17 protein-coding genes are annotated in these 21,364 nt (G+C 66.2%); all 17 read right to left on the reverse strand.

Annotated elements, in window-relative coordinates:
- Positions 1 to 237: 237 nt before the first annotated feature.
- The gene (locus R4P95_RS16615) at positions 238 to 3,129 is read right to left on the reverse strand and encodes an AMP-binding protein (protein WP_317745908.1); all 2,892 of its coding nucleotides are present in this window, start codon (positions 3,127 to 3,129) and stop codon (positions 238 to 240) included.
- Positions 3,126 to 4,070 carry an alpha/beta fold hydrolase gene (locus R4P95_RS16620; RefSeq protein ID WP_213576640.1) on the reverse strand — a complete coding sequence of 315 codons (945 nt, stop codon included), beginning with the start codon at positions 4,068 to 4,070 and terminating at the stop codon, positions 3,126 to 3,128. The genes R4P95_RS16615 and R4P95_RS16620 overlap by 4 nt, the downstream gene beginning before the upstream one ends.
- 68 nt (positions 4,071 to 4,138) lie before the next feature.
- Positions 4,139 to 5,947, reverse strand: a complete 1,809-nt coding sequence (locus R4P95_RS16625; RefSeq protein ID WP_317745907.1) for a long-chain fatty acid--CoA ligase — start codon at positions 5,945 to 5,947, stop codon at positions 4,139 to 4,141.
- Positions 5,948 to 6,131: 184 nt separating this feature from the next.
- Positions 6,132 to 6,926, reverse strand: coding sequence for a hypothetical protein (locus R4P95_RS16630; RefSeq protein WP_317745906.1), 795 nt, complete (start codon positions 6,924 to 6,926; stop codon positions 6,132 to 6,134).
- Entirely contained in the window at positions 6,923 to 7,615 is a 693-nt protein-coding gene (locus tag R4P95_RS16635) for a hypothetical protein (protein ID WP_317745905.1), read from the reverse strand. The genes R4P95_RS16630 and R4P95_RS16635 overlap by 4 nt, the downstream gene beginning before the upstream one ends.
- Before the next feature lie 33 nt (positions 7,616 to 7,648).
- A complete protein-coding gene (locus R4P95_RS16640; protein WP_213576636.1) occupies positions 7,649 to 8,209 on the reverse strand; it encodes a hypothetical protein in 561 nt (186 codons plus the stop codon).
- The gene (locus R4P95_RS16645) at positions 8,206 to 8,892 is read right to left on the reverse strand and encodes a hypothetical protein (RefSeq protein WP_317745904.1); all 687 of its coding nucleotides are present in this window, start codon (positions 8,890 to 8,892) and stop codon (positions 8,206 to 8,208) included. Before R4P95_RS16645 ends, R4P95_RS16640 begins: the two co-directional genes overlap by 4 nt.
- Before the next feature lie 2 nt (positions 8,893 to 8,894).
- Complete coding sequence (locus R4P95_RS16650) at positions 8,895 to 10,328, reverse strand: MlaD family protein (RefSeq protein WP_317745903.1); 1,434 nt, start codon at positions 10,326 to 10,328, stop codon at positions 8,895 to 8,897.
- A complete protein-coding gene (locus R4P95_RS16655; protein ID WP_317745902.1) occupies positions 10,325 to 11,473 on the reverse strand; it encodes an MCE family protein in 1,149 nt (382 codons plus the stop codon). The genes R4P95_RS16650 and R4P95_RS16655 overlap by 4 nt, the downstream gene beginning before the upstream one ends.
- Complete coding sequence (locus R4P95_RS16660) at positions 11,470 to 12,747, reverse strand: MCE family protein (protein WP_317745901.1); 1,278 nt, start codon at positions 12,745 to 12,747, stop codon at positions 11,470 to 11,472. Before R4P95_RS16660 ends, R4P95_RS16655 begins: the two co-directional genes overlap by 4 nt.
- A gap of 3 nt (positions 12,748 to 12,750) precedes the next feature.
- Positions 12,751 to 13,974 carry an MCE family protein gene (locus R4P95_RS16665; protein WP_317745900.1) on the reverse strand — a complete coding sequence of 408 codons (1,224 nt, stop codon included), beginning with the start codon at positions 13,972 to 13,974 and terminating at the stop codon, positions 12,751 to 12,753.
- Positions 13,971 to 14,993 (reverse strand): MCE family protein, encoded by a 1,023-nt coding sequence (locus tag R4P95_RS16670; protein WP_317745899.1) that lies wholly within the window; start codon positions 14,991 to 14,993, stop codon positions 13,971 to 13,973. The genes R4P95_RS16665 and R4P95_RS16670 overlap by 4 nt, the downstream gene beginning before the upstream one ends.
- Entirely contained in the window at positions 14,990 to 16,198 is a 1,209-nt protein-coding gene (locus R4P95_RS16675; protein WP_317745898.1) for an MCE family protein, read from the reverse strand. Before R4P95_RS16675 ends, R4P95_RS16670 begins: the two co-directional genes overlap by 4 nt.
- Before the next feature lie 11 nt (positions 16,199 to 16,209).
- Positions 16,210 to 17,070, reverse strand: coding sequence for an MlaE family ABC transporter permease (locus R4P95_RS16680; protein WP_213576628.1), 861 nt, complete (start codon positions 17,068 to 17,070; stop codon positions 16,210 to 16,212).
- A 5-nt stretch (positions 17,071 to 17,075) separates the two neighbouring features.
- On the reverse strand, positions 17,076 to 17,867 hold the full coding sequence (locus R4P95_RS16685; RefSeq protein ID WP_317745897.1) for an ABC transporter permease: 792 nt from the start codon (positions 17,865 to 17,867) through the stop codon (positions 17,076 to 17,078).
- A gap of 112 nt (positions 17,868 to 17,979) precedes the next feature.
- Positions 17,980 to 19,389: an aldehyde dehydrogenase family protein gene (locus R4P95_RS16690; RefSeq protein ID WP_317745896.1), complete on the reverse strand. Its 1,410-nt coding sequence runs from the start codon at positions 19,387 to 19,389 to the stop codon at positions 17,980 to 17,982.
- Positions 19,386 to 21,356 (reverse strand): NAD(P)/FAD-dependent oxidoreductase, encoded by a 1,971-nt coding sequence (locus R4P95_RS16695; protein ID WP_317745895.1) that lies wholly within the window; start codon positions 21,354 to 21,356, stop codon positions 19,386 to 19,388. The genes R4P95_RS16690 and R4P95_RS16695 overlap by 4 nt, the downstream gene beginning before the upstream one ends.
- Positions 21,357 to 21,364: the final 8 nt, after the last annotated feature.

Here is a 21,364-nt window from a genome sequence, read left to right on the forward strand (position 1 = left end):
GAAATCCGTAAAGCACTGCACCAGAATTATTCACACCGAACAGTGCATCGATAACACCAGGCTGCTGCCCACAGCAGCTTGAAACTCGAGAAAACTCTCGTACACCTAGCGACCAAGGTTCGCTAGGATGCGGCGGCTGAAGCGGTCACGCACTGGGAGCGAACCGCTGCTCGTTGGCCAGGGCCTAACGCCAGGCTGGTTTTCCGTCGAACTATTAACCGGTTCCCTCTTGGGTTTTCACGAACTCTGCGCAGCGAGGAGTGCGCGGTCCGGCCGGTACCAGCGGGTGAGCGGGATCGCTTCGACGACGCGCACCGCGATGTCCGCTGTGGCGGGCCGCAGTCCCGGAGTATTCGCTATAGCCGGACCGGCGGTATCGCTGCGGCTCAGGGCATCGCGGGCGTCACCCTCGTCGAAGGGCACGGGACCACCCGCGGTGACGAGGGCGACGGCGCCGTCCCCCTCGGGGATGCACACGACCTGGTCGACCCCGGATACGCCCGAAAAGATCTGCTCGACCTCACGTGGCCACACCACTCCGGACGGCGTCCGAATCTCCTCCCCGTGGCGGCCACGCGGCCACAGGTCGCCATCCGCGTCTCGGACGAACAGCTCGCCGGTATCGATCCAAGCGTCCTTGGGGCCGAATACGCCCCGCATCGGCGCGTCCTCCCAGGCAGGCTGCTCGCGGTCGACGGCAACCAGCAGCCGGCCTGGTAGCCCTCGACGGGCTCTGAGAACGTACCCGTCGGAGTCGTGCAGCAACGCGCCGGTGACGGGGTGGACAGCGGCCAGCTCGATCGCCGCCGTACCTGGCAGCGGACGTCCGACCGAACCCACCTTGCGCCCACTGACATTCGCAAGGATGGCATCGGTGCGCGCGGCGGCGAACATCTCGACGACAACAGCCGGCCTGAACCGGTCGAGCACCCCGCGCCATACCGCGGGCGGCATACCGGAGCCGATGAACAGGCGCACCGGGTGGTGCCGCTCGTCCGCCTCGACAGGCCTGGCGAGCAGCAGCGACAGCATGCTCCACGTGTAGGGCACCACTGTCGCGCCGTAGCGGCGTACATCCGCCCAAAACGTGTCCGGGTCAAATGTGTCGGTCAGCGCAAGCCGTGCGCCCGACGCGACCGGGGCCGCGGTCGCGAGCAACAACCCAGACGGGTGATACAGCGGGTTCGCTGAGTAGACGGTGTCCGCCGCGGTAAGCGATGCCGTCGACGCGGCGCCATAGGCGGACAGCGCCCAGCGCCGGTTCGTCACGGGCAGCGGGCGGATTCCGTCGCTGCCGTCGCTGAACAGGATGAACGCGAGGTCCCGGCCGCGGCCCGGGTCCGGGCGGTACCAACTGGGAACGCGCACCTCCTCCGTCGCGATCGTACCCAGATGGTTTGGGCCGCCGTTGGTCCCGGAGCCGAGTAGGTGGACGGTGACCGCGGAGCCATCGATCTCGCCCGCATGAGCCTGATCAACCACCACGCGTCGCGCACGCCCGAGCCGCAACTCGGTGGCAGTGTCCCCGCCGGGCCGCAGCAGAACTACGACGGCGCCGATCCGGCTCAGCGCAGCGGCGGTGGACAGCAGGGCGGAGCCGGAGTTGCACAGCACTCCTACGTGCTCGCCGCGGCGAACCCCTACCGCCAGCAACCGCAGCACGAGATCGTCTACCTCCCGGGTGATGTCAGCTCTGGTGAACGCGTGCCCGCCGTACAGCAGTGCCACGGCCTCAGGGTCGTCCGCGCAGGCCTCGGCGACCAGCTTCCCGTACGAGACCTGCGTCGTGGCGCCGACACGCTCGAGCCGCAGCAACCTCGGCACCTGCTCAACGGTGCCGGTGGTGACCTCGGCGATCGTTCCGGCCACCCGATCGACGATGGTCTTGGCGATACCCGGTGCCGCGACCGCGGAGGCCGTCGCCACGTTGACGAACTGCCGGAGCGCACTCGGGGGTTGCTCGGCGCGGTCCTCGACGCCGACCTCGCGGGCGTCCTGCACGCCCTCGGGCGGACCGTCGGCGGACGAGGCGCCGGCGTCGACCCACTCTGCCCAACGCGCCACCGTCGGCCACGTCTGCCGGTTCGCACGCCCGCCGACGCCGAGACCGAAATGCCCGGTGGGCATGGAAAACTCCCACACCTGCGCGCGCGGCATCCCCCGGACCACGTCGCGCACCGCGCGGGGCGGCGCGAACTCGTCGAGCTGCCCGGTGAAGATAAGTACGGGGCAGGTGATGTCGGCGAGCGACACGGTGCGACCGTCGAAGACGAGGCCGCCGCGCACGAAGCGTTCGTTGGTCATCGACTCCATGACCTCGGCGATCGCGGGCCCGGGAAAGGTGATCCAGCCGTCGCCGGCGAGGAATTTACGCTGCCGCTCCCGCGGGAGCAGGGCGTCCCGGTCGCGCAGCGCGAGCAGGTACTGCAACCGCCCCTTGGCGGTCGCGACGGGGCTGGTCCAGCTGAACAGGTTCGCCGACGCCCAGCCCGGCAGACCCGTCCTGCTCAGTACGTCGATGGTGGCGCGGGTAAGCGCCTGCATCAGCTCCTCGGGCAGATCGATGCCCGGCAGCGACAACGGCTCCATCGGGCTCCCGAGCGCGAAGATGCTTGCCACATCACGGCATTCGCGCAGTGCGGCCGCCTGGTAGCAGAACAGCCCACCCTGGGAGTATCCACCGATGTGCACGGGGTGGCCGGTAGAGGCGGCAACACGCGCGATGGCGTCCGACACGGCGAGCACGTGGTCGGTGACGTTGCGCGCCTTGCCGCCCGGCTCCTGTGCGGGATCGCCGAAATCGACCACCCACGGGTCGAGCCCGCTGCGACGGAGGTGCGCGACGGCACTCGCCGAGGGAGACACGTCCCACACGTCCGCGCTGAGCATAAGCGGTGGCACCAGCAGGATCGGGGTGCGCTCCCCCGTCTCGCCGGTCTCCTGCGCGAAGTAATGGCGCAGCGTGAGCACCGGTGTGCGGGCCGCGATATCGTAGGGCGACGCTTCCTCGCCGGTCTCGAGGCCGCCGAACCGGATGTATTCGACGACGTTCATCGCAGTCCGAACCACATGCCCGACTCGTGCCCCGACGCCCGTGGCCTCCCCGAGCTTTTCGTCCTTCGTGCTCATACGTGACCTTCCTTCCCCGTTCCGGTTTGGCCAAGCGCCGCGATCACGTCCGCGACGACCGCGGGTTGCTGCACCTGGGGGACGTGCCCCGCACCTTCGAGCATGACCAGCCGTGCCCCAGGCACGTGGTCCAGCAGAGCCTGAGCGGCGGTCACGTCGCACACCTCGTCCTCGGTGCCCCACACGAGCACCACCTCACCTGCCATATCTGCGAAGTCCAAGGCGCCGTCCTCGACCTCTCGCATGAGGACCAGCCCGAGGGCGCCCATGCGCCGGATGTCCTTCATGCCGTGCACGCCGGCACCGAAGCGCCATGCGTTCACCACACCGGGCGCGATCCGGGCCCGATAGTAGGCGGCGACCGCCAGCTGGACGGCCAACTGCGGGTAGGGAATCCGATACGCTACGCGCAGCATCGGCACCAGCGAACCCAATGTACGGTCCGCGACGTGCAGCACGCGATGGAAGCCGAGCCCGGCCGGGGCGAGCGCCGCCACCGCGGCGACGTCGGGGCGACCGGTGGCCGCTCGCAGGGCGACGGTGCCGCCCATCGAGTTACCCACGACCACCACCGGACGGGAACCGCCCAACTCAGCGATGAGGTCCGTGAGGAAGGCGTCGTACTGCGGAAGCATGGCGCCGCGGTTCAGCGGCGACGCCTCGCCGAACCCGGGCAGGTCCGGGGCGACAGCCCGGCGCCCCCTGCGCCCGAGCTCGACGAGCACCGCGCGCCAGGTGTCGGCGTTGTCGCCGAAGCCGTGCAACAACACGATGAGAGGTGCGTCGACGAGCGATTCCCCGGCGCGGGGCAACCGTCTCACCTCCGACGACGCGAGCACGTTCTCCAAGACGCGGGTGCAATGCCCACCGACCCTGACTTCCCGGCTCATCATGCCGCGAGTGGTGCGCTGCATTCTCGCTCCCATCGGTCCCAGTGTCATCGGATCATCCTGACGGTTGCGTGGTGCCGACGAAGGAACTCCGGCGGGGACCAACGTCGCAACAAATCTCAGCGGTAGAGGGTCTCGATCACATCGGTGTACTTGCCCGCGATCGAACGGCGCTTGAGTTTCATCGTCGGCGTGAGCTCCGCTCCGTCCGGCAACCACTCCTCGTCAAGGAGTTCGTACCGTTTGATCTGCTCGACCCGGGACAGTTGACCGTTCGCATCGTCTACGGCTTTCGCTATCGCTGCCTGCACCCGGGGATCCTGCGCGACTGCGTGCGCCGACGAGTCGGGCAAACCGTGCTCGGACGCGAATGCCGCTGCGGCGTCGGGGTCGAGCACGAGCAGCGCGACGTTGTAGGGTCGCCCGTCACCGACGCAGCACGCCTGCCCGATGAGCGGAGACGCGCCCTTCAGCGCGCTTTCGATGTTGACGGGCGACATGTTCTTGCCCGCCGCATTGATGATCAACTCCTTCTTGCGATCCACGATCCGGACGAAGCCCTCGTCGTCGATCGTGGCGATATCACCGGTGTGCAGCCAGCCGTCGTCGTCGATGGCCTCCGCGGTCTTCACCGGATCCTTCCGGTATCCGCGCATGACGTGCGCCCCGCGGAGCAGGAGTTCGCCGTCCTCGGCGGTACGCGCCTCGGTGCCGGGCATCGCTTTGCCGACGCTGCCGAGCCGGATATCGCCCGGCAGGTTGGTCATACCCAGGGCGCCGGTCTCGGACATGCCGAATCCCTCTGCCAACGGCAGTCCGATCGCGAGGAAGAACTCGTGAACGACGGAGGGAATGGGAGCGGCTCCGGTCATGAGGAGAACGACGTCGTCGAGACCGAGTTGTGCACGCAGAGGCGCGAACACGCTCGAGTCGGCTTGTGCGTAGGTGGCAGCGAGGTCTTCGGGTACCGGCTCTCCGGACTGTTCGGCTCGGACCTTTCGCAACCCGGCGTCGAGTGCGGCGTCGATCGCGGCGCGTCGTTCGGGCGGATTCGACGCGAATCGAGCGAGCAGTGCCGACCGCAGCTTCTCCCAGATACGTGGAACCCCGAGGAACCAGGTGGGATGGACCTCGGCGACCGCAGCGAACAGCTGCGCCGGGTTCTGCACGGTGGTAATGGTCCAGCCGGTGACCATTTGGAGGTAGTGCGAGAACACGCGGTCGGCCATGTGCGCGGTGGGCAGGTAGGAGATGCACTGCCCCTGAGCGGGAAACGGAAAGCGCTCGTGGCATGTTCGGAGAACGAACGTCAGATTCGCGTGCGTGAGCTCCACACCCTTGGGTGGGCCGGTGGTCCCGGACGTGTAGATCAGGGTCGCGATGTCGTCGGGTTGAACGGCGCGCCAGGAGGCCTCGAAGTCGAAGCCCTCGGGCCTTCTGGTGCGTAAGTCCTCGAGCGAGAGCACATCTGTGTCCTCCACCGCGGGGTCGATGACCACGATGTGTTCGAGATGCGGTGTCGTGGCCGCACGGATTTGATCCAAGAATTTGCGCTCGCAGACCATGACCCGATTCTCGGCGTGCCCGAGAAGGTATTCGATCTGATCCGGAGCCGAGGTGTTGTAGATCGAGAACGGTATCGCCCCGAGGTGCAGTGCCGCGGTGTCGACGAGGTGGAACTCCGGCCGGTTCGTCACCATCAGGCCGACGGTGTGGCCGTGCCCGACCCCGAGTCCGGCGAGCCCGCCTGCGATCGCCTCCACCGCGTCGGCGTATTCACGACGGGTCAGCGCGGTCGCGTCGCCGTGGGCGCGCAGTGCCGCCGATTCCGGGTCCTTCGACACGGTGTATTGGAAAGCGGCACAGAGGGTTGCCGCATCAACGCCGGGTGCGGTCGGCGATGCCGACGGGGCTGCTGAAGTCGTCATGATTCCTGACTATACAGTGTGTTCGTACTATATGAATGGACAATTCGTCGGATCATGGGGTCAGGCCGGCGGCAGATGTCCGCGCAGCAGCAGCCACGCGATCGCGGTGACGAGATTCTGAACGGGATCGACGAGATCGATGAGGACCATGAGAGTTCTCCTTTGTGCAGTGAGGGTTGATGGGTTAGAAGAGCGGGTCGAAGCCGGAGATCAACCAGGCGCCGTCGATATGGCTCAGCGTCACGCGGACGACATTCTGGGTCTGTGACGGTTCAGGGGTCTCGGCCATCGTGGTCGTCTGGTTCACGTACACGAGCACACGCGCGGTATCGGTGGTCACCGACTCCACCGAGGCACCGACCGGCACTGCCTGCATCGTGACGCCCTTGTCTTTCGCGGTGGGACCGACGACGTCGTCGGCGAGCTGCCGATACGAGTTCAGGAGGTCACCTGTCAGCAGTCCCGAGGCCCGGTCGAGATCCTCGTCCACCGTCTCGGGGGTATACGAGAGGAGCGCGGCGGCGCCGTCCGAGGCCAATTGGGCCGTCGCCGCACGGGCGTCCGAGATGCTCACGTCGTCCGCCCGCTGTATCCCGATCTGCACGGCGACGAGCGCACCGACCGCGACGACCGGCGCCGCACACAGCGCCAGACCTTCCGCCCGGCTGAGTGTTCCGTGCACGCCGATTCCGAGGACCGATCGCCCGGCGGTGAATCCGGCGTGACGGCGACGGACCACACTGTTCCACCCGACGTACAGAAGCGCGCCGCCGATCGCGACCACCGCGGCCGCGATCCCCCAGACCGCGAAGTTCGACACCGCCGCCAGCGCGAGACCGGCGACACCGACAACGAGTGCGGGGAGCACGTCGACGGCCGCCGCCGCGATCCGTCTGGCCGCCGAGGAGCCATCGGCGTTCGGTGAAGGGTCGCTACTTACGTCGAGGTCTTCCTGTTTGACGTCCACTACGATGCTCATTGGACGAATCCGACGCTCGAGAGCTTGGGCTGGTCGTCGACCATCGTGACTCCTACTCGGATCTGGTATTGCTGAATCTGCGGCGGCGGTGCGGCGGCGGGGTCGGCCATCGCGGGAGTGGTCTGCGCCGTCGCGGAGACGAGAACCGTCGTGGTCTCGTTCTCTCGTCCTTCGATTCCCGCTTCGAGCGTCCGGCCCGCGGTCCGGTTCCCGGCTTGCCGCATCGTGTCGATCGTTGCCGACTTCCGTTGTTCGAATTCACTGCGCCAGTCACCGGTCGAGTCCGCGAGGACGCGCTCGACGTATGCCTCGGCATTCTCGGTATCGGTCGAGAGCAACCGCGCCACTGCTTCCTCGGTGAAGGCGAGGACTCGCGTGTCGGCGGTGACGCTGCGCTGGGTCGCCCGGTGATCGAGAGTGGTCTGTACCGCAAGGGCGCCGGCGCCGAGGCAAGCGACGGCCGCCGCGGCGACCGCCGCCCGATAGCGGGTCGACCAGCGCCCCGTCGGCAGGGTCTCCAACAGCTCACTCGCGTCGTCGTCGCCTCGTTCGTTCTCGGCGTCTTCGGCGGCTGCTCGGGCCGCTGCTGCGGCCTTGTCCGCCGCTGCTCGTGCGCGTTGCACCTGCTCCTGCAGGTCTTCGATGCCACCTAGTCGTTCCGTGTGTCGCCTGAGCCGTCCGAATACCATCTCTGCTCAACTCCTTCTCATGATCTAGCGCCTTCACAGCGGCTCGAGGTCTGAGATCGACCAGGATTGGCCGGTCCGTTCGGCGCGTACCCGCACGCTGCTCGACAGTTCCTCGGTGTGGGGGGTCGCACCGCTCGTCACCGTGCCGTGCAGAAGCACCAGCACGGTGGCGGTGTCGGCTTCTGCGGTGACCAGGGACGTACCGATCACGTCCCAGTGCGCGCCGATCGCGTCCTGCTTGGCGCGCGGCACCACCTCGTTGGCACCGAGGTCGCTGAACTCGGTCAAAAAGTCCCCGGTGAGGCGTGATTTTGCCGTCTCCACGTCGGTCTCTACGGTGTCGGGTGAGTAGCTGAGAATCATTGCGGTCAGCTCTCCGATCTCCTCGGCGGCACCGGAACGCACCTGTTCGAGGCTGCGGTCCTGAGCGCCGATGGCGAAGTGCATGATCGCGCTGTAGCCGAGGAGTACCAGTGTGATCGTCGCGAGGACCATCACAGCCCGGGCCGAGCGCCATCGGGGCCGCACCGCCTCGGGGGGACATGTTTCTTCGCAGGTGCTGGTGTCTCGTTCGAGCATCTGGTCCACGGTCATGGCACTACCTCGATCTTCGCGAGTTTGTAGAGATCCCCGTCCTTGCCGACCTGCACGCGCAGGCGCCACGTCCGGGGTTCGTCCTTGGCTCCCGCGGCGTTGGTCACCTTGGTCACGGCGGCCACCATTACTGAGGTCGTGCCGTCGTCGTTCGCGCGTTCGATTCCGGCGCCGAGGATTTCCCCTGCCGATTCGGTCTTGGACTGCGCGATGGTGTCGATGAACTCCGTTTTGGTGCTTTCGAATTCGGTCCTCCACTCCCCCGTGGCACCGTCGAGAATGCGCTGTGCGCTTCCCGCCGGGTCGGCGGCGCTCGGGGTGATGAGGTTCATCACCGCCTGCCGGGTTCCCTGCAGAAGTTCGAGGTCATGGTCGGCGGCGGCGTCACGGGCGGCGTGGGAATGGGACAGCCCAACGGACGTCGACGCGAGAGCGACCACGGCAACGGCCGAGACGACGGCTCCGGCGAAGGCACGCCGTGGACGCTTCCGGACCCGCCGGACGGATTCCTCGGCGTCCGCTGAACCCTCGTCCGCGACTTGGGACTCGTCCTCGGCGAGAGCCCGGGCGAGGGCCGCCTCGGCCTCGCGCGCCGCCGTTTCCGCTTCGGCGGCGGCTCGAGAGGCCTGGGCCGCGGCGTCTGCCGCGGTGACTGCGGGTCGGGAAGTCGCGCGTCGCACCATGATCAACGTCCTTGGGTCAGCAGATTTTCGAGAGTGGGCACCCCGCCGGACACCAGGTCGGATTGGCGATAGACCTGTCCGTCTGCACCCCGGTATTCACCGGTGGAGGGGTTGTAACTCGCAGTTCCCACCGACGCCGGCACGGCGGCAGGTTGTGGGACACCGATCGCGTCGAACGCGGCGTTGCCCTCGGCGGCGAGGGGGTTGTCGGTGGTCGGGGTGGGATTACCCACCCAGGGGTTCGTGCCCTTGGGCACGTATTCTTCGTCGCTCTTGCAGATTTCGACGGTGGGTGCCCGTTTACCCGGCTTGTCCATGCAGGGCATGTTCCGGGCCCCACGTGCGGCGACGTCGGCATCCTGCGGAACCGCGCAGTAGATCGCATCGGAGGTCCGAACCGGCGAGTCTACGGCCGATCCGTCGCGTCGCTCGGATGCCGGGAGGAATCCTGTGGTGCACGGCGGGGAGGTATTGAGGTTGAGGTTGAAGTCCATCAACGCTGCGCCGGTCGTGTCCTCGTTCGGGACGGTCATCGTCTTCATCAGTCCGACGCTCGGTGGTACCAGTACCAGCGCCTGCTCGAGCGACCGGTTGTAGGTGACGGCGACCTGGCCGAGGCTCGTGAGATTGGCCAGCAGGATCGGGGTCGTCGGGCGCAGTCGCCGGAAGAGCTCGGTCAGCTCCGCCGATGCCGCCGGCGCGGTCTGGAAGATGCTGCGCACCTGCGCGTCACGTCCGGCCGCTTGTGCGCTGACCTCGCGGAGATGGCGGACCCATTCCTGCAGGGCCGGGCCGCTGTCCACCTGGGATCGGAGGAACGGCGCTACATCTTCGATGAGACGGGCGGTGGGATCGGCGGTGTCGGCCGCCGTGGCTGCCACGGCGCTCGACGACTCGAGCAGTCGTTGAATGTCTTCTCCGGTTCCGTTGAAGGCGTTGTAGCTTTCGCCGATGAGGGTGGCGAGCTTGTCCTCGGGGATGGCCTCGAGGCCCTTGTTGACGGTGTCGAACATCGGGGCGATGTCCTGCGGAACCGAGGTACGGTCGACGGGGATCAGATCGCCGTCCTGCAGGTACGGGCCGTCGATCCCGGCCGGGACGAGATCGATGTACTGCTCGCCGATCGCCGATCGGCTGTGCACCTCGGCGTGCGCGTCGGCGGGAATCTTCGTGGAGCTGTCGACTCGCAGGGTGGCCCGGGCGCCCGAGGCCGTCGGTACGACATCGGTGACCGTACCGATCGTGGCACCGCGGTAGGTGACGTTGGCGGTTCCGTACAGGCCACCGCTCGTGGGCAGGTCGACGGTGAGTGTGTACTGGCCGATTCCGGCGATCGCGGGAAGGCGCATGTAGTGCAGACCCATCACCGTCAGCGCGACCACGGTGAGGATGCTGAAGATGGTCAATTGGATGCGGACGAAACGGGTGAGTATCACTGTCCACCTCGGATCACGACCGACTCGAGCGGAGCGGTCAACGGGTTCTTGTCCGCGGTCGGCATCCGGCCGACGGTGCGGCCCAGGGCGGTTTCCGCGTTGTAGAGGGTGCCGGCGAGCGGCGTGCCCTGGAGGAAGTTCGCATCGATGCGACCAAGGGTTAGGTCGAGGGTGGCGGAGAGGTTACCCGCGTCGCCCTGGATGTATTTGGGGAGACCGGCCAGCGGCCACGGGAAGGTGGGAAGCATGCCCAGTGAACCGGCGAGGCCAGGTCCGGCGTTCGCCAACTCGCGCAGGGTCGGCGCGAGATCCCGCAGGTTCTGCTGAATGTCTTCCGACCCCGCCGTCACCGTCCGGTTCGCGACGTCGGCGAAATTGCCGACGGAGGTCACGGACCCGGTCAGGTTCTCCTTCTGCCGGTTGAGGGTCTCGATCGCGGGCGGTATCCGTTCGAGAGCGCTCTCGAGGGTCTGCGTCTGCTCGTTCGCGGTGAGCGCGAGCCGATCGAGTCCTTCCAACGCCGTCAGGATGTCGTCCTTCTGGGTGTTCAGTGCGCTCGTGAACGTGTCGAGTTGGGTCAGGAAGGTGCGCACGTCCGATTCGCGGCCGCCGAGGGCGGCGTTGAGCTGGGTGTCGATCTCCTGTAACTGGCCCAGACCGCCGCCGTTGAGCACCACCGACACGGCCGCCAGGGTTTGCTCGGTGGTGGGGTACTGCCCCGCGTGATCGAGCGGAATCGTGTCACCGTCGCCGAGCGACCCGCTCGGTTCCTCGTCGAGCGGTTCGGCGAGCTCGACGTGGAGAGAGCCGAGCAGACTGGTCTGCCCGATCTTCGCGGTCGCGTTCTTCGGCAGCGCGACACCGCCGTCGAGCCGCACGGTGACCAGGGCGTGCCAGTCCTGCAATTGCACGTCGGTGACGTTCCCGACGGTCACGTCGTGTACCCGGACCCGGCTGTTGCGCTGGATCGATGTCACGTTCGGCATCTCGATTGTCACGGTGTACGAACCGTCTCCCGATCCTTCGGTGCCGGGGAGCGGCAGTGAGTTGGCGCCTTCCCAGCCGCAGCTGGTGAGCAGTGCCGCCGACAGCCCGGCCAACGTGAGACCGATCGACCGTCGTAGGGGTCTGTACCTGAGCATCATCGGCCTCCAATAGTGATGGGTACGGCCAGCCCGAGTAGGCCCGGGATACCGGCGCGGGCGTCGACGGTGCGCACCGGCGGGGTCGTCGGCACCGTCCCGCGCAGCGAGTCCTGGCTGTAGTCGATTTGGTCGGGGCGCACCTGGACGCTGGTGATCGGATTGGCGCCTGCGGGCGGGTAATTCATCTGGATCAGGTTCAGGACCGGGGCGAGGTGTTGGACGCAGAGTTTGGCGGACTCCGCGGCGCCCTTCTGGCTCGCGGCCTGGATTGCGCCGCAGATGAACTGGATGGGGTTCTGCATCTGTGTCACCGCCAACGCACCGGTCATCGACCCCTGCGCGGGTTGGTAGATGTTGTAGAAGTTCTGCAGTGTGTTCGGCAGGACGTGGAGAAGTTGCTCGATGTCGGGCCGTGATTCGTTCAGCATTGTTGTCACCGCGGCGAGGTCGTCGACGGACTTGCCGAGCCCTTCCCTGTTGTCGCCGATGAACTGGCCGATGCGGTGGACGAGGGCGTCCACGCTGTCGAGCGACGTGGCGAGTTCCTGATCGGAGTTGGTGAGTACGCCGGAGACCGACGCGAGATTCTGGTTGAGTTGGACGATCTGCTGGTCACTCGCGGCGAGCGCCGAGACGAACACCTGCAGATTGCGGACGGTGGCGAACACGTCGTCCCGACCGTCGGACAGTGTCGACATCGCCTCGGAGAGCTTGGTCAGGGTGGTGTTGATGTCGGTTCCCTTGCCGCCGAGTGAATCCGCGGCATCGTTGACGAACTGACCGAGCGGGCCGTTGGCGCTGTCCTGGGTGGGGCCGAGCGACTCGGACAGGTGCTGGAGCTGTGCGCGGAAGTCGTCCCACTCGATCGGCACCGCGGTGCGCTCGAGCGGAATCTCGTCCTGATCGGCGAGGGCGGGACTTCCGGTGTAGGCGGGGGTCAACTGGATTGCCCGTGAGGTGACCAGGCTCGGGGAGAGAATCGCGGCCTTGGCGTCCTGCGGGACCTGATACTGCGAGTCGTAGTGGAAGGTGACCTTCATCCGTTCGCCGTCGGGTTCGATCGCATCGATCTTGCCGACGTCGACTCCGAGGATCTTCACCTGATCGCCGACGTAGATTCCGTTGGTGTTCGTGAAGTACGCCGTCACTGTCGTCGTGGAACTCGTGCGGTAGAAACTCCACCCGGTGGCCGCGACGACGGCGACGGCCACCACGACGAGCGCGGAGATCCAGACTCGGCGTGAGCCTCGGAGTGCGTGCAACATGGTCGACATGTCCTATCCGCCCAATCCGGGTAGTGGGGGCAGTCCGGGAATCGAGATCTGCGGCAGCGCCGGCAGAGCGGGCGCCGCGGGTGTTTGGGTCGAGTTCGCGACTGGTAGCTCACCCGGTTGGACCGGGCAATTGCTCGGGTTCGGCAGCGGTGTCGTGCTGCCGGGGGGAACGGCGCCCGGTGCGCTGTTGTCTCCGCAGGTCACCGGGAAGGTGTTCTGCCCGTTCAGAGTGCCGGGATTGATGCCCTGTTCTTGGAACGCGGCGTCGATGAACGGCTGCAGGTACTGCCCCGGCAGCAAATTCATGATGTACGCCTTGAAGAACGGACCGGAGGCCACGGACTCACCGAGCGAGGTCGCATACTGCGACAACGGCTTCAGTGACGCCGCGAGGTTGTCCTTCTGCTGGTTCAGCAGGCCGGTTGTCGTGTTCAGCTGGTCGAGGACGGGCCGCAGCTGCGCCTCGTTGTCGTCGACGAGCGCATTCACCTGCGCCGTCACCGCCGTGACATTGCCGAGCAGTGTGTCGATTGCCCGGCGGCGCTGCTCGAGCGCGGCGAACAACGTGTTGCCGTCGACGAGCAGCTTGTCGATCTGATTACTCCGCTCGGACAGCACCCGCGTGACCGATTCGGCGTTGTGGGCCAGGTCCTGAATCAGCTGGTCCCGGGAGCTGACGGTGTCCGAGAACCGGGACATTCCCTCCAGTGCTGCACTGAGGTTCGGTTGGGTCTGATCGAGCGTCTCGCCCAGCGTGTCCAGTGCGCCGGTCAGTTTGTCGGTGTCGAGTCCACTGATCGTCGTGGTGAGGTCGCCGAGGGCGTCCGTGAGCAGGTACGGCGTGGTGGTCTGGGCGAGGGGGATGACGTCGCCGGTCGCGAGGAGATCGTCGTCGCCGCGCGGCGTGACCTGAAGATACTTGTTGCCGAGCACCGTCCGCGTCTTGATCGACAGTTCCGTTTTGCTGCCGAGGCGAACTCCGTCCGCCGTGAATTCGACGAGAACCTTGTCTCCGTCGAGTTCGACGGAGTGGACCTTGCCGACCTCGACCCCGGCGATCATGACCTTGTCGCCGCTGAGCAGGCCGCCGGTGTCACCGAAGTGGGCCGAATAGTGGGAGGACGTCGTCAGATACTGCAGTTTCTCGAAGTTCATGGAGGTGAGGACGACGATGAAAGTGATCGCAATGCCGATCAGGCCCATTCGTGCGGTCTTGGAGCGAATCATTGTGGAGTGCACCTCCCGGCCCGCTGGCCGACGATCGGTATGTATACGGGGTCTCCGTTCGGACCGTTCACTTTCAGCTGCACATCGCAGAGGTAGAACGTGAAGAAGTCGCCGAACAGGCCCAGCCTCGACAGTTTGTTGTAGGCCGCGGGAAGGGAATTCAATGCCCAGTTGATGTAGTCCTGATCTGCGACCACCTGGCCGGAAAGCCGGCCGGCCTGGGTGATGTCTTCCTTGAGATCCGGACGCGTCGACTCGAGGAGCGCCGCCATCGAACTCGACGCGCCGTCGATGTGGACGAGGGCGTCACCGAGCGGGTCCGACTGCTCCCCCAACCTGGTGACGAGTTGTTGGAGTTGGTCGATGCCCTGATTGAACTCGGCGTTTCGCCGGTCGACGGTCCCGAGCAGGGTGTTGAGGTTGCCGATCACCGCTCCGATCAGCTGGTCGCGGTCGGCCAGGACCGACGTCAGCTGTCCGGCTTGCTGCAGGAAGTGGTCGATGGTGCCACCCTGCCCTTGGAAGACGTCGACGAGTGAGGTCGACAGCGCATTGACCTGTTCGGGATCGAGTGCCTTGAACAGCGGCCGGAAACCGTTGATCAGCGCGTCGAGGTCCAGCGCAGGAACCGTGCGTTCGACGGGAATGGTGTCGCCCTCGGCGAGCGGTGTGAGCGGACCGGACCCTTCGACGAGTTCGAGGTAGTGATCGCCGATGAGGTTGCTGAACTTCACTGCGGCACGGGTCGACTCGGTGAGCGGAACGTTCTTCGTCAGCGCGAACGTCACCATCGCCGTCGAGTCCTCCCGCACGTCGACCGATGTCACCTTGCCGACCTCGACGCCGGCCACGCGGACGAACTCATTGTCCCGGAGGCCGGACACATCGGAGAACACGGCGCTGTACTGCTTTTCGCTGCCGAAGCGGAATTGCCCGAAGACGATGACGACCGCTGCGGTGAACATCACCATCACGATGGTGAAAATCGCTAGTTTCGTGGCGGTTGCGGAGATATTCATCGCGGAGCCACCCCTCCCACAGCGGCGCCGAAGAGGTACTCCACGAAGCTCGGGGAACCCGCCCGGGGTGCGGTGGCATTCGCGATGTTCGCACCGCCGTCGACTACCAGGTGCGGGGTGGGGAACATCTCCTTGGTGATCTCCGGGTAGCAGCCGGGTGCGCCGCCGGGGCCACCCCGACCCTGCACGATCGGGAGATTCTCGGGGTACGAGTAGTTGTCATCGCCGGGCATGATGCCCGCATCCAATTCGAGTGAGTAGCCGGTGTTTCCGGCACCGAAGCGCTGTTCAGCTTCGGCTGTCGTTGCGGCCTGCTGGAAAAGGCATGCGTACTCGGGGCTGTATTCGGCCAGGAGCGCCGTGGTGGGTACGAACAGTCTCATGGTGTCGAGGAAGTTCTTTTCGTTCTCGGAGGTGATGCCGAATCCCTCGTCGCCCATCGCCCGGAAGGCCTGCAGCGTGGACTCGAGCGGCTTCTCCTCGGCGACCAGGGTGTCCGAGGTGACGCTTGCGTTGCCGAGCAGTGCCATGAAGTCGGGCACCGCCTGTGTGTAGGTATTGGCGGTGATGGTGGTGTCGCGCCAGTCGTTCGCGAGGGTCGGCAGGGTCGGATTGACGGCCGAGAGGAAGGTGTTGGCGTCGGTGATGGTGGTGCCGAGTTGATCTCCTCGACCGCGCAGGCCGGTGGCCAGCGCGCCGAGTGTCGCGTTCAGCTTCGCTGCATCGACGTGTTCGGTGACCGAGGTCAGGTTCTCGAACACCGTGTTGATCTCGGTCGTCACGTTGCGCGAGCGCACCTCCTGTCCTGCCTCGAGCGGCTCGCGCGACGCTCCGTCCGGAACCTCGAGCGCCACGTACTTCGACCCGAATGCGGTGGTGGCCTTGATCTCCGCGACGGTATCGGCGGTGAGGAGTCCGAACCACTGCTCGTCGATGTCGAGTTGGAGACTCGCTCCGTCGGCGACATGATCGATCTCGCTCACCTTGCCGATCTGGACTCCGTTCAGCTGCACCTTGGCTCCCTGATCCATCACCAGGCCGGAACGGTCCGACACGACGGTCAGCGGAACCGTGCTGTTGAATGCCCCCTTGAAGGACAGCAGGCAGCCGAACAGAATTGCCGCGAGTCCGAGAACGAGCAACGCGCCCTTCGTTTTCAGAGGCGGTGGATGATAGTGCGACTTGGCACTTCTTCTCGAGATCATGATCCTTACCCTTATCCCGCAAGATTGAAGTTGCCGGACGCTCCGTAGATCGCCAGGGATGCAATGAGGGTGACCGAGACAACCGCGATCAGCGATGTCCGGACCGCGCGTCCGACCGCTTCTCCCACACCGGCGGGCCCCCCGGACGCGTGGTAGCCGTAGTAGCAGTGGATGAGCATCACCACCAGCGCCATGACCACCGCTTGCAGGAACGACCAGAACAGGTCGGTGGGCCGCAGGAAGGTGGTGAAGTAGTGGTCGTACACGCCGGACGACTGTCCGTACACGTACGTGGTGGTGAACTGGGACGCTACGAACGACATGATCACGGCCATCGAGTAGAGCGGGACGATCGAGATCATGCCGGCGATCAGGCGCGTCGACACGAGATACGACATCGACCGGATGCCCATCACCTCGAGGGCGTCGATCTCCTCGCTGATCCGCATCGCACCCAACTGTGCTGTGGCGCCCGCACCGATCGTGGCAGCGAGCGCGATGCCCGAGATCACCGGCGCAACGATGCGCACGTTGATGAACGCCGCGAAGAATCCGGTCAGAGCCTCGACACCGATGTTCCCGAGCGAGCTGAAACCCTGGATCGCGAGAAGGGTTCCGCCGGACAGCGTCATGAATCCGACGATGACGACGGTGCCGCCGATGATCGCCATCGCGCCCGACCCCATGCCGATCTCGGCGATCAGTCGCACGGTCTCCTTCTTGTAGCTGGAGATTGCGTGCGGGGCGAGCCGGATGGTCTTGCCGAAGAAGTCGGCCTGATGCCCGATCGCCCGGAGGATCCGGACCGGGACACCCGCCGCAGCGGCCAGTTTGGGGTGGTGAGTTCCGACAACGCTCTTGTGCACTGTCATGACTGTCAGGCTCCCGTTCCGAATTTGACGCCGATGGCGGTGACCACGACGTTGACCGCGAACAAGGCCATGAATGCGTAGACGACGGTCTCGTTGACCGCGTCGCCGACACTTTTCGGGCCGCCTTTCACGGTGAGCCCGCGGTGGCAGGCGACCAGGCCGGCGATCAGCCCGAACAGGGTCGCCTTGACTTCCGAGATGACGACCTCGGGTAGCCCGGTCACGAACGTCAGCGAAGACACGTACGCGCCGGGGGTGACGTTTTGGATGTAGACCGAGAACAGAAACCCACCGATGAGCCCGATCGTGATGACGAGGCCGTTGAGAAGAACTGCCACGAACATCGACGCCAGCACGCGCGGGACGACGAGCCGCTGAATCGGGTCGATTCCGAGCACCCGGACCGCGTCGATCTCCTCCCGGATGGTGCGGGCACCGAGATCGGCACAGATCGCCGTCGCACCTGCGCCCGCCACGATGAGCACGGTGACGAGTGGTCCGATCTGCGTGACCGCGCCGAGCCCGGCCCCGGCGCCGGATAGGTCTGCTGCGCCGAACTCCACCAGCAGGATGTTGAGGGTGAACACGACGAGCACGGTGAACGGCAGCGCGACGAGCAGCGTCGGCAACAGCGCGACACGCACGATGAACCACGACTGCAGCACCAGCTCCCTCCACTGGAAGGGACGCTTCGTCATCGCACGGAATGTCTCACCGCACAACTCGAAGAAGCCGCCGACCGCGCGCAGGCCGGTGTCGACACGGTCGGCGAGCTTCGCACGAACGGGTGTGGTCATGACCGGCCCTTCCTGGACGACGAGGCTGTGCGGACACAGCGTGATACACGAAACGGCAACGCTCTGTTTCCTTTGCTACAGAGAAGAGTTCGATAGCGTCACTACCTTGGAATCAACCCATGAGTCGGCGGAGCAGTCGGGTCGCGAAAGCTCCGTAGGGCGGGTAGGCGAAGGACGGATCGGGATTGGTCGGCTTGCGCAGTACGGACTTTCGATGGCTGAAAGTCGTGAAACCGTGCTCGCCGTGGTAATCGCCCGTCCCGGAGGCACCGACGCCGCCGAACGGGAGGTCGGGGACGAGTAGCTGGTAGAGGAGGTGATTGACACCGACGGAGCCGGAGGAGGTGTTACCGAGGACGGTCTGCACGGTGCCGTCGTCCTCGGTGAATAGGTACAGCGCAAGTGGCTTCGGCCGGCTGTTGACGAGATCGACGGCGTCGTCGACCGAGTTCACCGTGACCACCGGCAGGATCGGCCCGAAGATCTCCTCGGTCATCAGCGGCGAGTCGAGATCGGGGTCCGTGACCACCGTGGCGGCGAACCGGAGGGTTCCACGATCACGTTGCCCGCCCGTAGGGTCGCCGCCGTGCCCGTCCAGGAGCGCGGTGAGGCGATCGAAGTGGTTCTCGTTGACGATGCGGGTCGGTTCCGCGCGCCACGCCCTGTCGAGCTCCCTGAGCAGCCGTTCGACGAACGCAGGTCGCACCGAGTCCTCGACGAGAACGTAATCGGGTGCGATGCAGGCCTGCCCGCTATTTACACATTTTGCCCACGCGATGCGCCGGGCGGCGACATCGAGGTCGGCGTCGGCTGCCACGATCACCGGGCTCTTGCCGCCCAGTTCGAGCGTCACCGGGGTGAGGTGCTCGGCGGCCGCTGTCGCGACCAGGCGGCCGACACGCGCTGATCCTGTGAAGAACACGTGGTCGACCTTCTCCTTCAGGAGCGCGGTGCTCATCTCGGCGCCTCCGGTGGTGACGACCACCGCGGACGGGTCGACGTACTTCGGTAGCAGGTCGGCGAGCACCTGCGCGGTGCGCGGGGCCAACTCCGACGGCTTGACCAGCACCACATTGCCGGCAGCGAGCGCGCTCACGAGTGGTTGGAGGGTGAGCAGAAGCGGAAAGTTCCAGGCACCGATCACCAGGACCACACCCTTCGGCTCCGCCACGGTCCACGCCTTCCCCGGTTGCTGCGTTACAGGCAGCGCGGTGCGTTGCGGCCGTGCCCACCGCTCGAGGTTCTTCAGCGTGTGACGGATCTCGGCCCGCACCGGGGCGAGGTCACCCATGAACGTCCCGATCGCCGACCGACCGAGATCTTGTTCGACTGCGGCGGCGAGGTCCTTCTCCCGTTCCGAGAGCAGCCGGGCGAGACCCTCGAGTTGGGCGCGACGCCAGGTGAGCGAGCGGGTGCGTCCGCTGCGGAAGGTTGATCGCAGCGAGGCGACCTGGCCGGCGGCGTCTACCGCCGCTACGGCGGATCGGGTGGGAGGGGTGGAGGTGCGGGTTGCGGTCTTCATGCTGAGCGTCCATCCATGCGGGCTGCCGGCGACAGCGCTGATTCCACGTCGAAGTCGTTCATGTCCGGCTGGTGCGTGCGTCGCCAGTACTCGATGTACTGCCAGGGACTGTTGGTCACCACACGTCCCCGGCTGTTGCGGTAGTAGGTGGTCATGCCGGGGTGGGTCCAGATGGTCCGCGACAACGCCTCACCGAGTTCCTCGTCGTACTTGTCGAAGGTGTCCTGCCGAACCTCGACACTCGCGAGACCCTCGTCGATCATCTCGGCGAGGACGCTCGTGACGTACTGCACCTGGATTTCGGTGCCCGCGACAACGGTGCCGCCGTGACCGGTGTTGGTGTTCGGACCGTAGAGGCAGAAGAAGTTGGGGAACCCGGGGACGGTGATGCCCAGGTAGGCGCGGCCGTCGTCGTGACCCCAGTACTCCCGCAGGGACCGTCCGTCCCGACCGCGGATGTCGACCGATCCGAGCACCTGGACCGCATCGAATCCGGTTGCTAGGACTATGATGTCGGCCTCGTACTCGGTGCCGTCGGCGGTGCGGACACCACGCGGGGTGACGGTGTCGATGTTCTCGGTCACCAGGTCCACGTCGTCGCGCCGGATCGTGCGGAACCAGCCGTTGTCGATCAGGAGACGCTTCCCATAGGGCGGGTACGAGGGCAGGCTCTTCTCGAGCAGGTCCGGGCGGCCGTCGAGTTCGCTCTCGATGTGCGCGGTGAGGATCTTGCGCAGTTTGTCGTTACTACGGTTGATCGCCCGGTCGGCGTGCGGGTACTCGGGATCGATCTGCAGGAGTCCGTGCAGTTTGTCGCCCATCCGCCAGAACAGTCGGAGGCGGTACCAGCCCTGGTAGTGCGGGACATGGCGGTTCAGGAAGGCGATGCCCTCGGGGATGCCCCGACGGTAGTTGGGGTGCGGCATGGCCCATTGCGGGGAACGCTGGAAGACACGCACGTTGCTCGCCACTCCGGCGGCGGCGGGCACGAACTGCATGGCGCTCGCTCCGGTGCCGATCACCGCGACGCGTTTGCCTTCGATGTCGATGTCGCGGTCCCAGCGCGCGGTATGCAGGCAGGGGCCCTCGAAGGTGTCGAGACCCGCGATGGCGGGGACGCTGGGGCGGTTCAGTAGACCCACTGCGCTGACGAGGATGTCCGCGTCCAGTTCGTCCTCGAGTCCGTCGGCGCCGCGCGTGACGATCTTCCAGACTGCCCGGCTCTCGTCGTAGTCGGCCGACACCGCTTCGGTGGAGAACCGGATGTTCCGGCGAATGTTCCACCGGTCCGCGAGCGAGCGCCAGTACTCGGCGAGTTCGTCGCGCCCCGCGAAGAAGCGCGTCCAGTCCGGGTTCAGCGCGAACGACAGCGAGTACAAGTTGCTCGGAGTGTCCACACCGCAACCCGGATAGACGTTCTCGTGCCACGTGCCCCCGACGTCGTCGTTCTTCTCGATGATCACATAGGGGATGCGGGCCTGCTCGAGGCGGATCGCCAGGCACAGCCCCGACAGCCCCGCCCCGATGATGGCGACCCGCAGTGGGGCCTCCCCGTCGAATGTCGTCGTGGGGACCGACGCCCGGGGGTAGATCCCGAGTTCCTCGCCGAGGAGGTTGCCGTAGTCGGCGGGCAATTGCTCACCGAGCGCCACGCTCAGTATCCGGACCAGGCGCGCAGGGTCCGGCGTTGGACCGGGCTCGAGTTCGCCGTCACGGTGTCGGCGCAGTACCTCGAAGGCCTCCCCGCGAATACGGTCCTGGATTTCGTGAGTGAATCCGCCGGAGTCGTGATCGCCGAGGTCCGCCGGCGGTGTCGGAACGTAGGGTTCTTCGATCCAGCGGTCCTCGCCGGTCAAGTGCGCGAGCGCCGCGAGCAGGGTGGGCAGATTCGCCGACGCGAGCGCGTCGCGGAGGTCTTGGTCAGTGAAGGAATCGGGCGCCGGTCCCGGCGTCGTGGTCTGCTGCATAGAGTGAC

The sequence above is a fragment of the Rhodococcus sp. IEGM 27 genome (genome assembly GCF_033142305.1).
GTDB lineage: Bacteria > Actinomycetota > Actinomycetes > Mycobacteriales > Mycobacteriaceae > Rhodococcus_F > Rhodococcus_F oxybenzonivorans.

Bases quoted from the DNA above. Each gene is read 5' to 3' on its own strand.
- R4P95_RS16645 (WP_317745904.1), bottom strand. From the start codon at position 8,892: ATGGTGCGACGCGCGACTTCCCGACCCGCAGTCACCGCGGCAGACGCC.
- R4P95_RS16630 (WP_317745906.1), bottom strand. From the start codon at position 6,926: ATGAGCATCGTAGTGGACGTCAAACAGGAAGACCTCGACGTAAGTAGC.
- R4P95_RS16615 (WP_317745908.1), bottom strand. From the start codon at position 3,129: ATGAGCACGAAGGACGAAAAGCTCGGGGAGGCCACGGGCGTCGGGGCA.
- R4P95_RS16625 (WP_317745907.1), bottom strand. From the start codon at position 5,947: ATGACGACTTCAGCAGCCCCGTCGGCATCGCCGACCGCACCCGGCGTT.
- R4P95_RS16670 (WP_317745899.1), bottom strand. From the start codon at position 14,993: ATGAATATCTCCGCAACCGCCACGAAACTAGCGATTTTCACCATCGTG.
- R4P95_RS16685 (WP_317745897.1), bottom strand. From the start codon at position 17,867: ATGACCACACCCGTTCGTGCGAAGCTCGCCGACCGTGTCGACACCGGC.
- R4P95_RS16690 (WP_317745896.1), bottom strand. From the start codon at position 19,389: ATGAAGACCGCAACCCGCACCTCCACCCCTCCCACCCGATCCGCCGTA.
- R4P95_RS16665 (WP_317745900.1), bottom strand. From the start codon at position 13,974: ATGATTCGCTCCAAGACCGCACGAATGGGCCTGATCGGCATTGCGATC.
- R4P95_RS16675 (WP_317745898.1), bottom strand. From the start codon at position 16,198: ATGATCTCGAGAAGAAGTGCCAAGTCGCACTATCATCCACCGCCTCTG.
- R4P95_RS16620 (WP_213576640.1), bottom strand. From the start codon at position 4,070: ATGACACTGGGACCGATGGGAGCGAGAATGCAGCGCACCACTCGCGGC.
- R4P95_RS16655 (WP_317745902.1), bottom strand. From the start codon at position 11,473: ATGATGCTCAGGTACAGACCCCTACGACGGTCGATCGGTCTCACGTTG.
- R4P95_RS16695 (WP_317745895.1), bottom strand. From the start codon at position 21,356: ATGCAGCAGACCACGACGCCGGGACCGGCGCCCGATTCCTTCACTGAC.
- R4P95_RS16660 (WP_317745901.1), bottom strand. From the start codon at position 12,747: ATGTCGACCATGTTGCACGCACTCCGAGGCTCACGCCGAGTCTGGATC.
- R4P95_RS16635 (WP_317745905.1), bottom strand. From the start codon at position 7,615: ATGGTATTCGGACGGCTCAGGCGACACACGGAACGACTAGGTGGCATC.
- R4P95_RS16680 (WP_213576628.1), bottom strand. From the start codon at position 17,070: ATGACAGTGCACAAGAGCGTTGTCGGAACTCACCACCCCAAACTGGCC.
- R4P95_RS16640 (WP_213576636.1), bottom strand. From the start codon at position 8,209: ATGACCGTGGACCAGATGCTCGAACGAGACACCAGCACCTGCGAAGAA.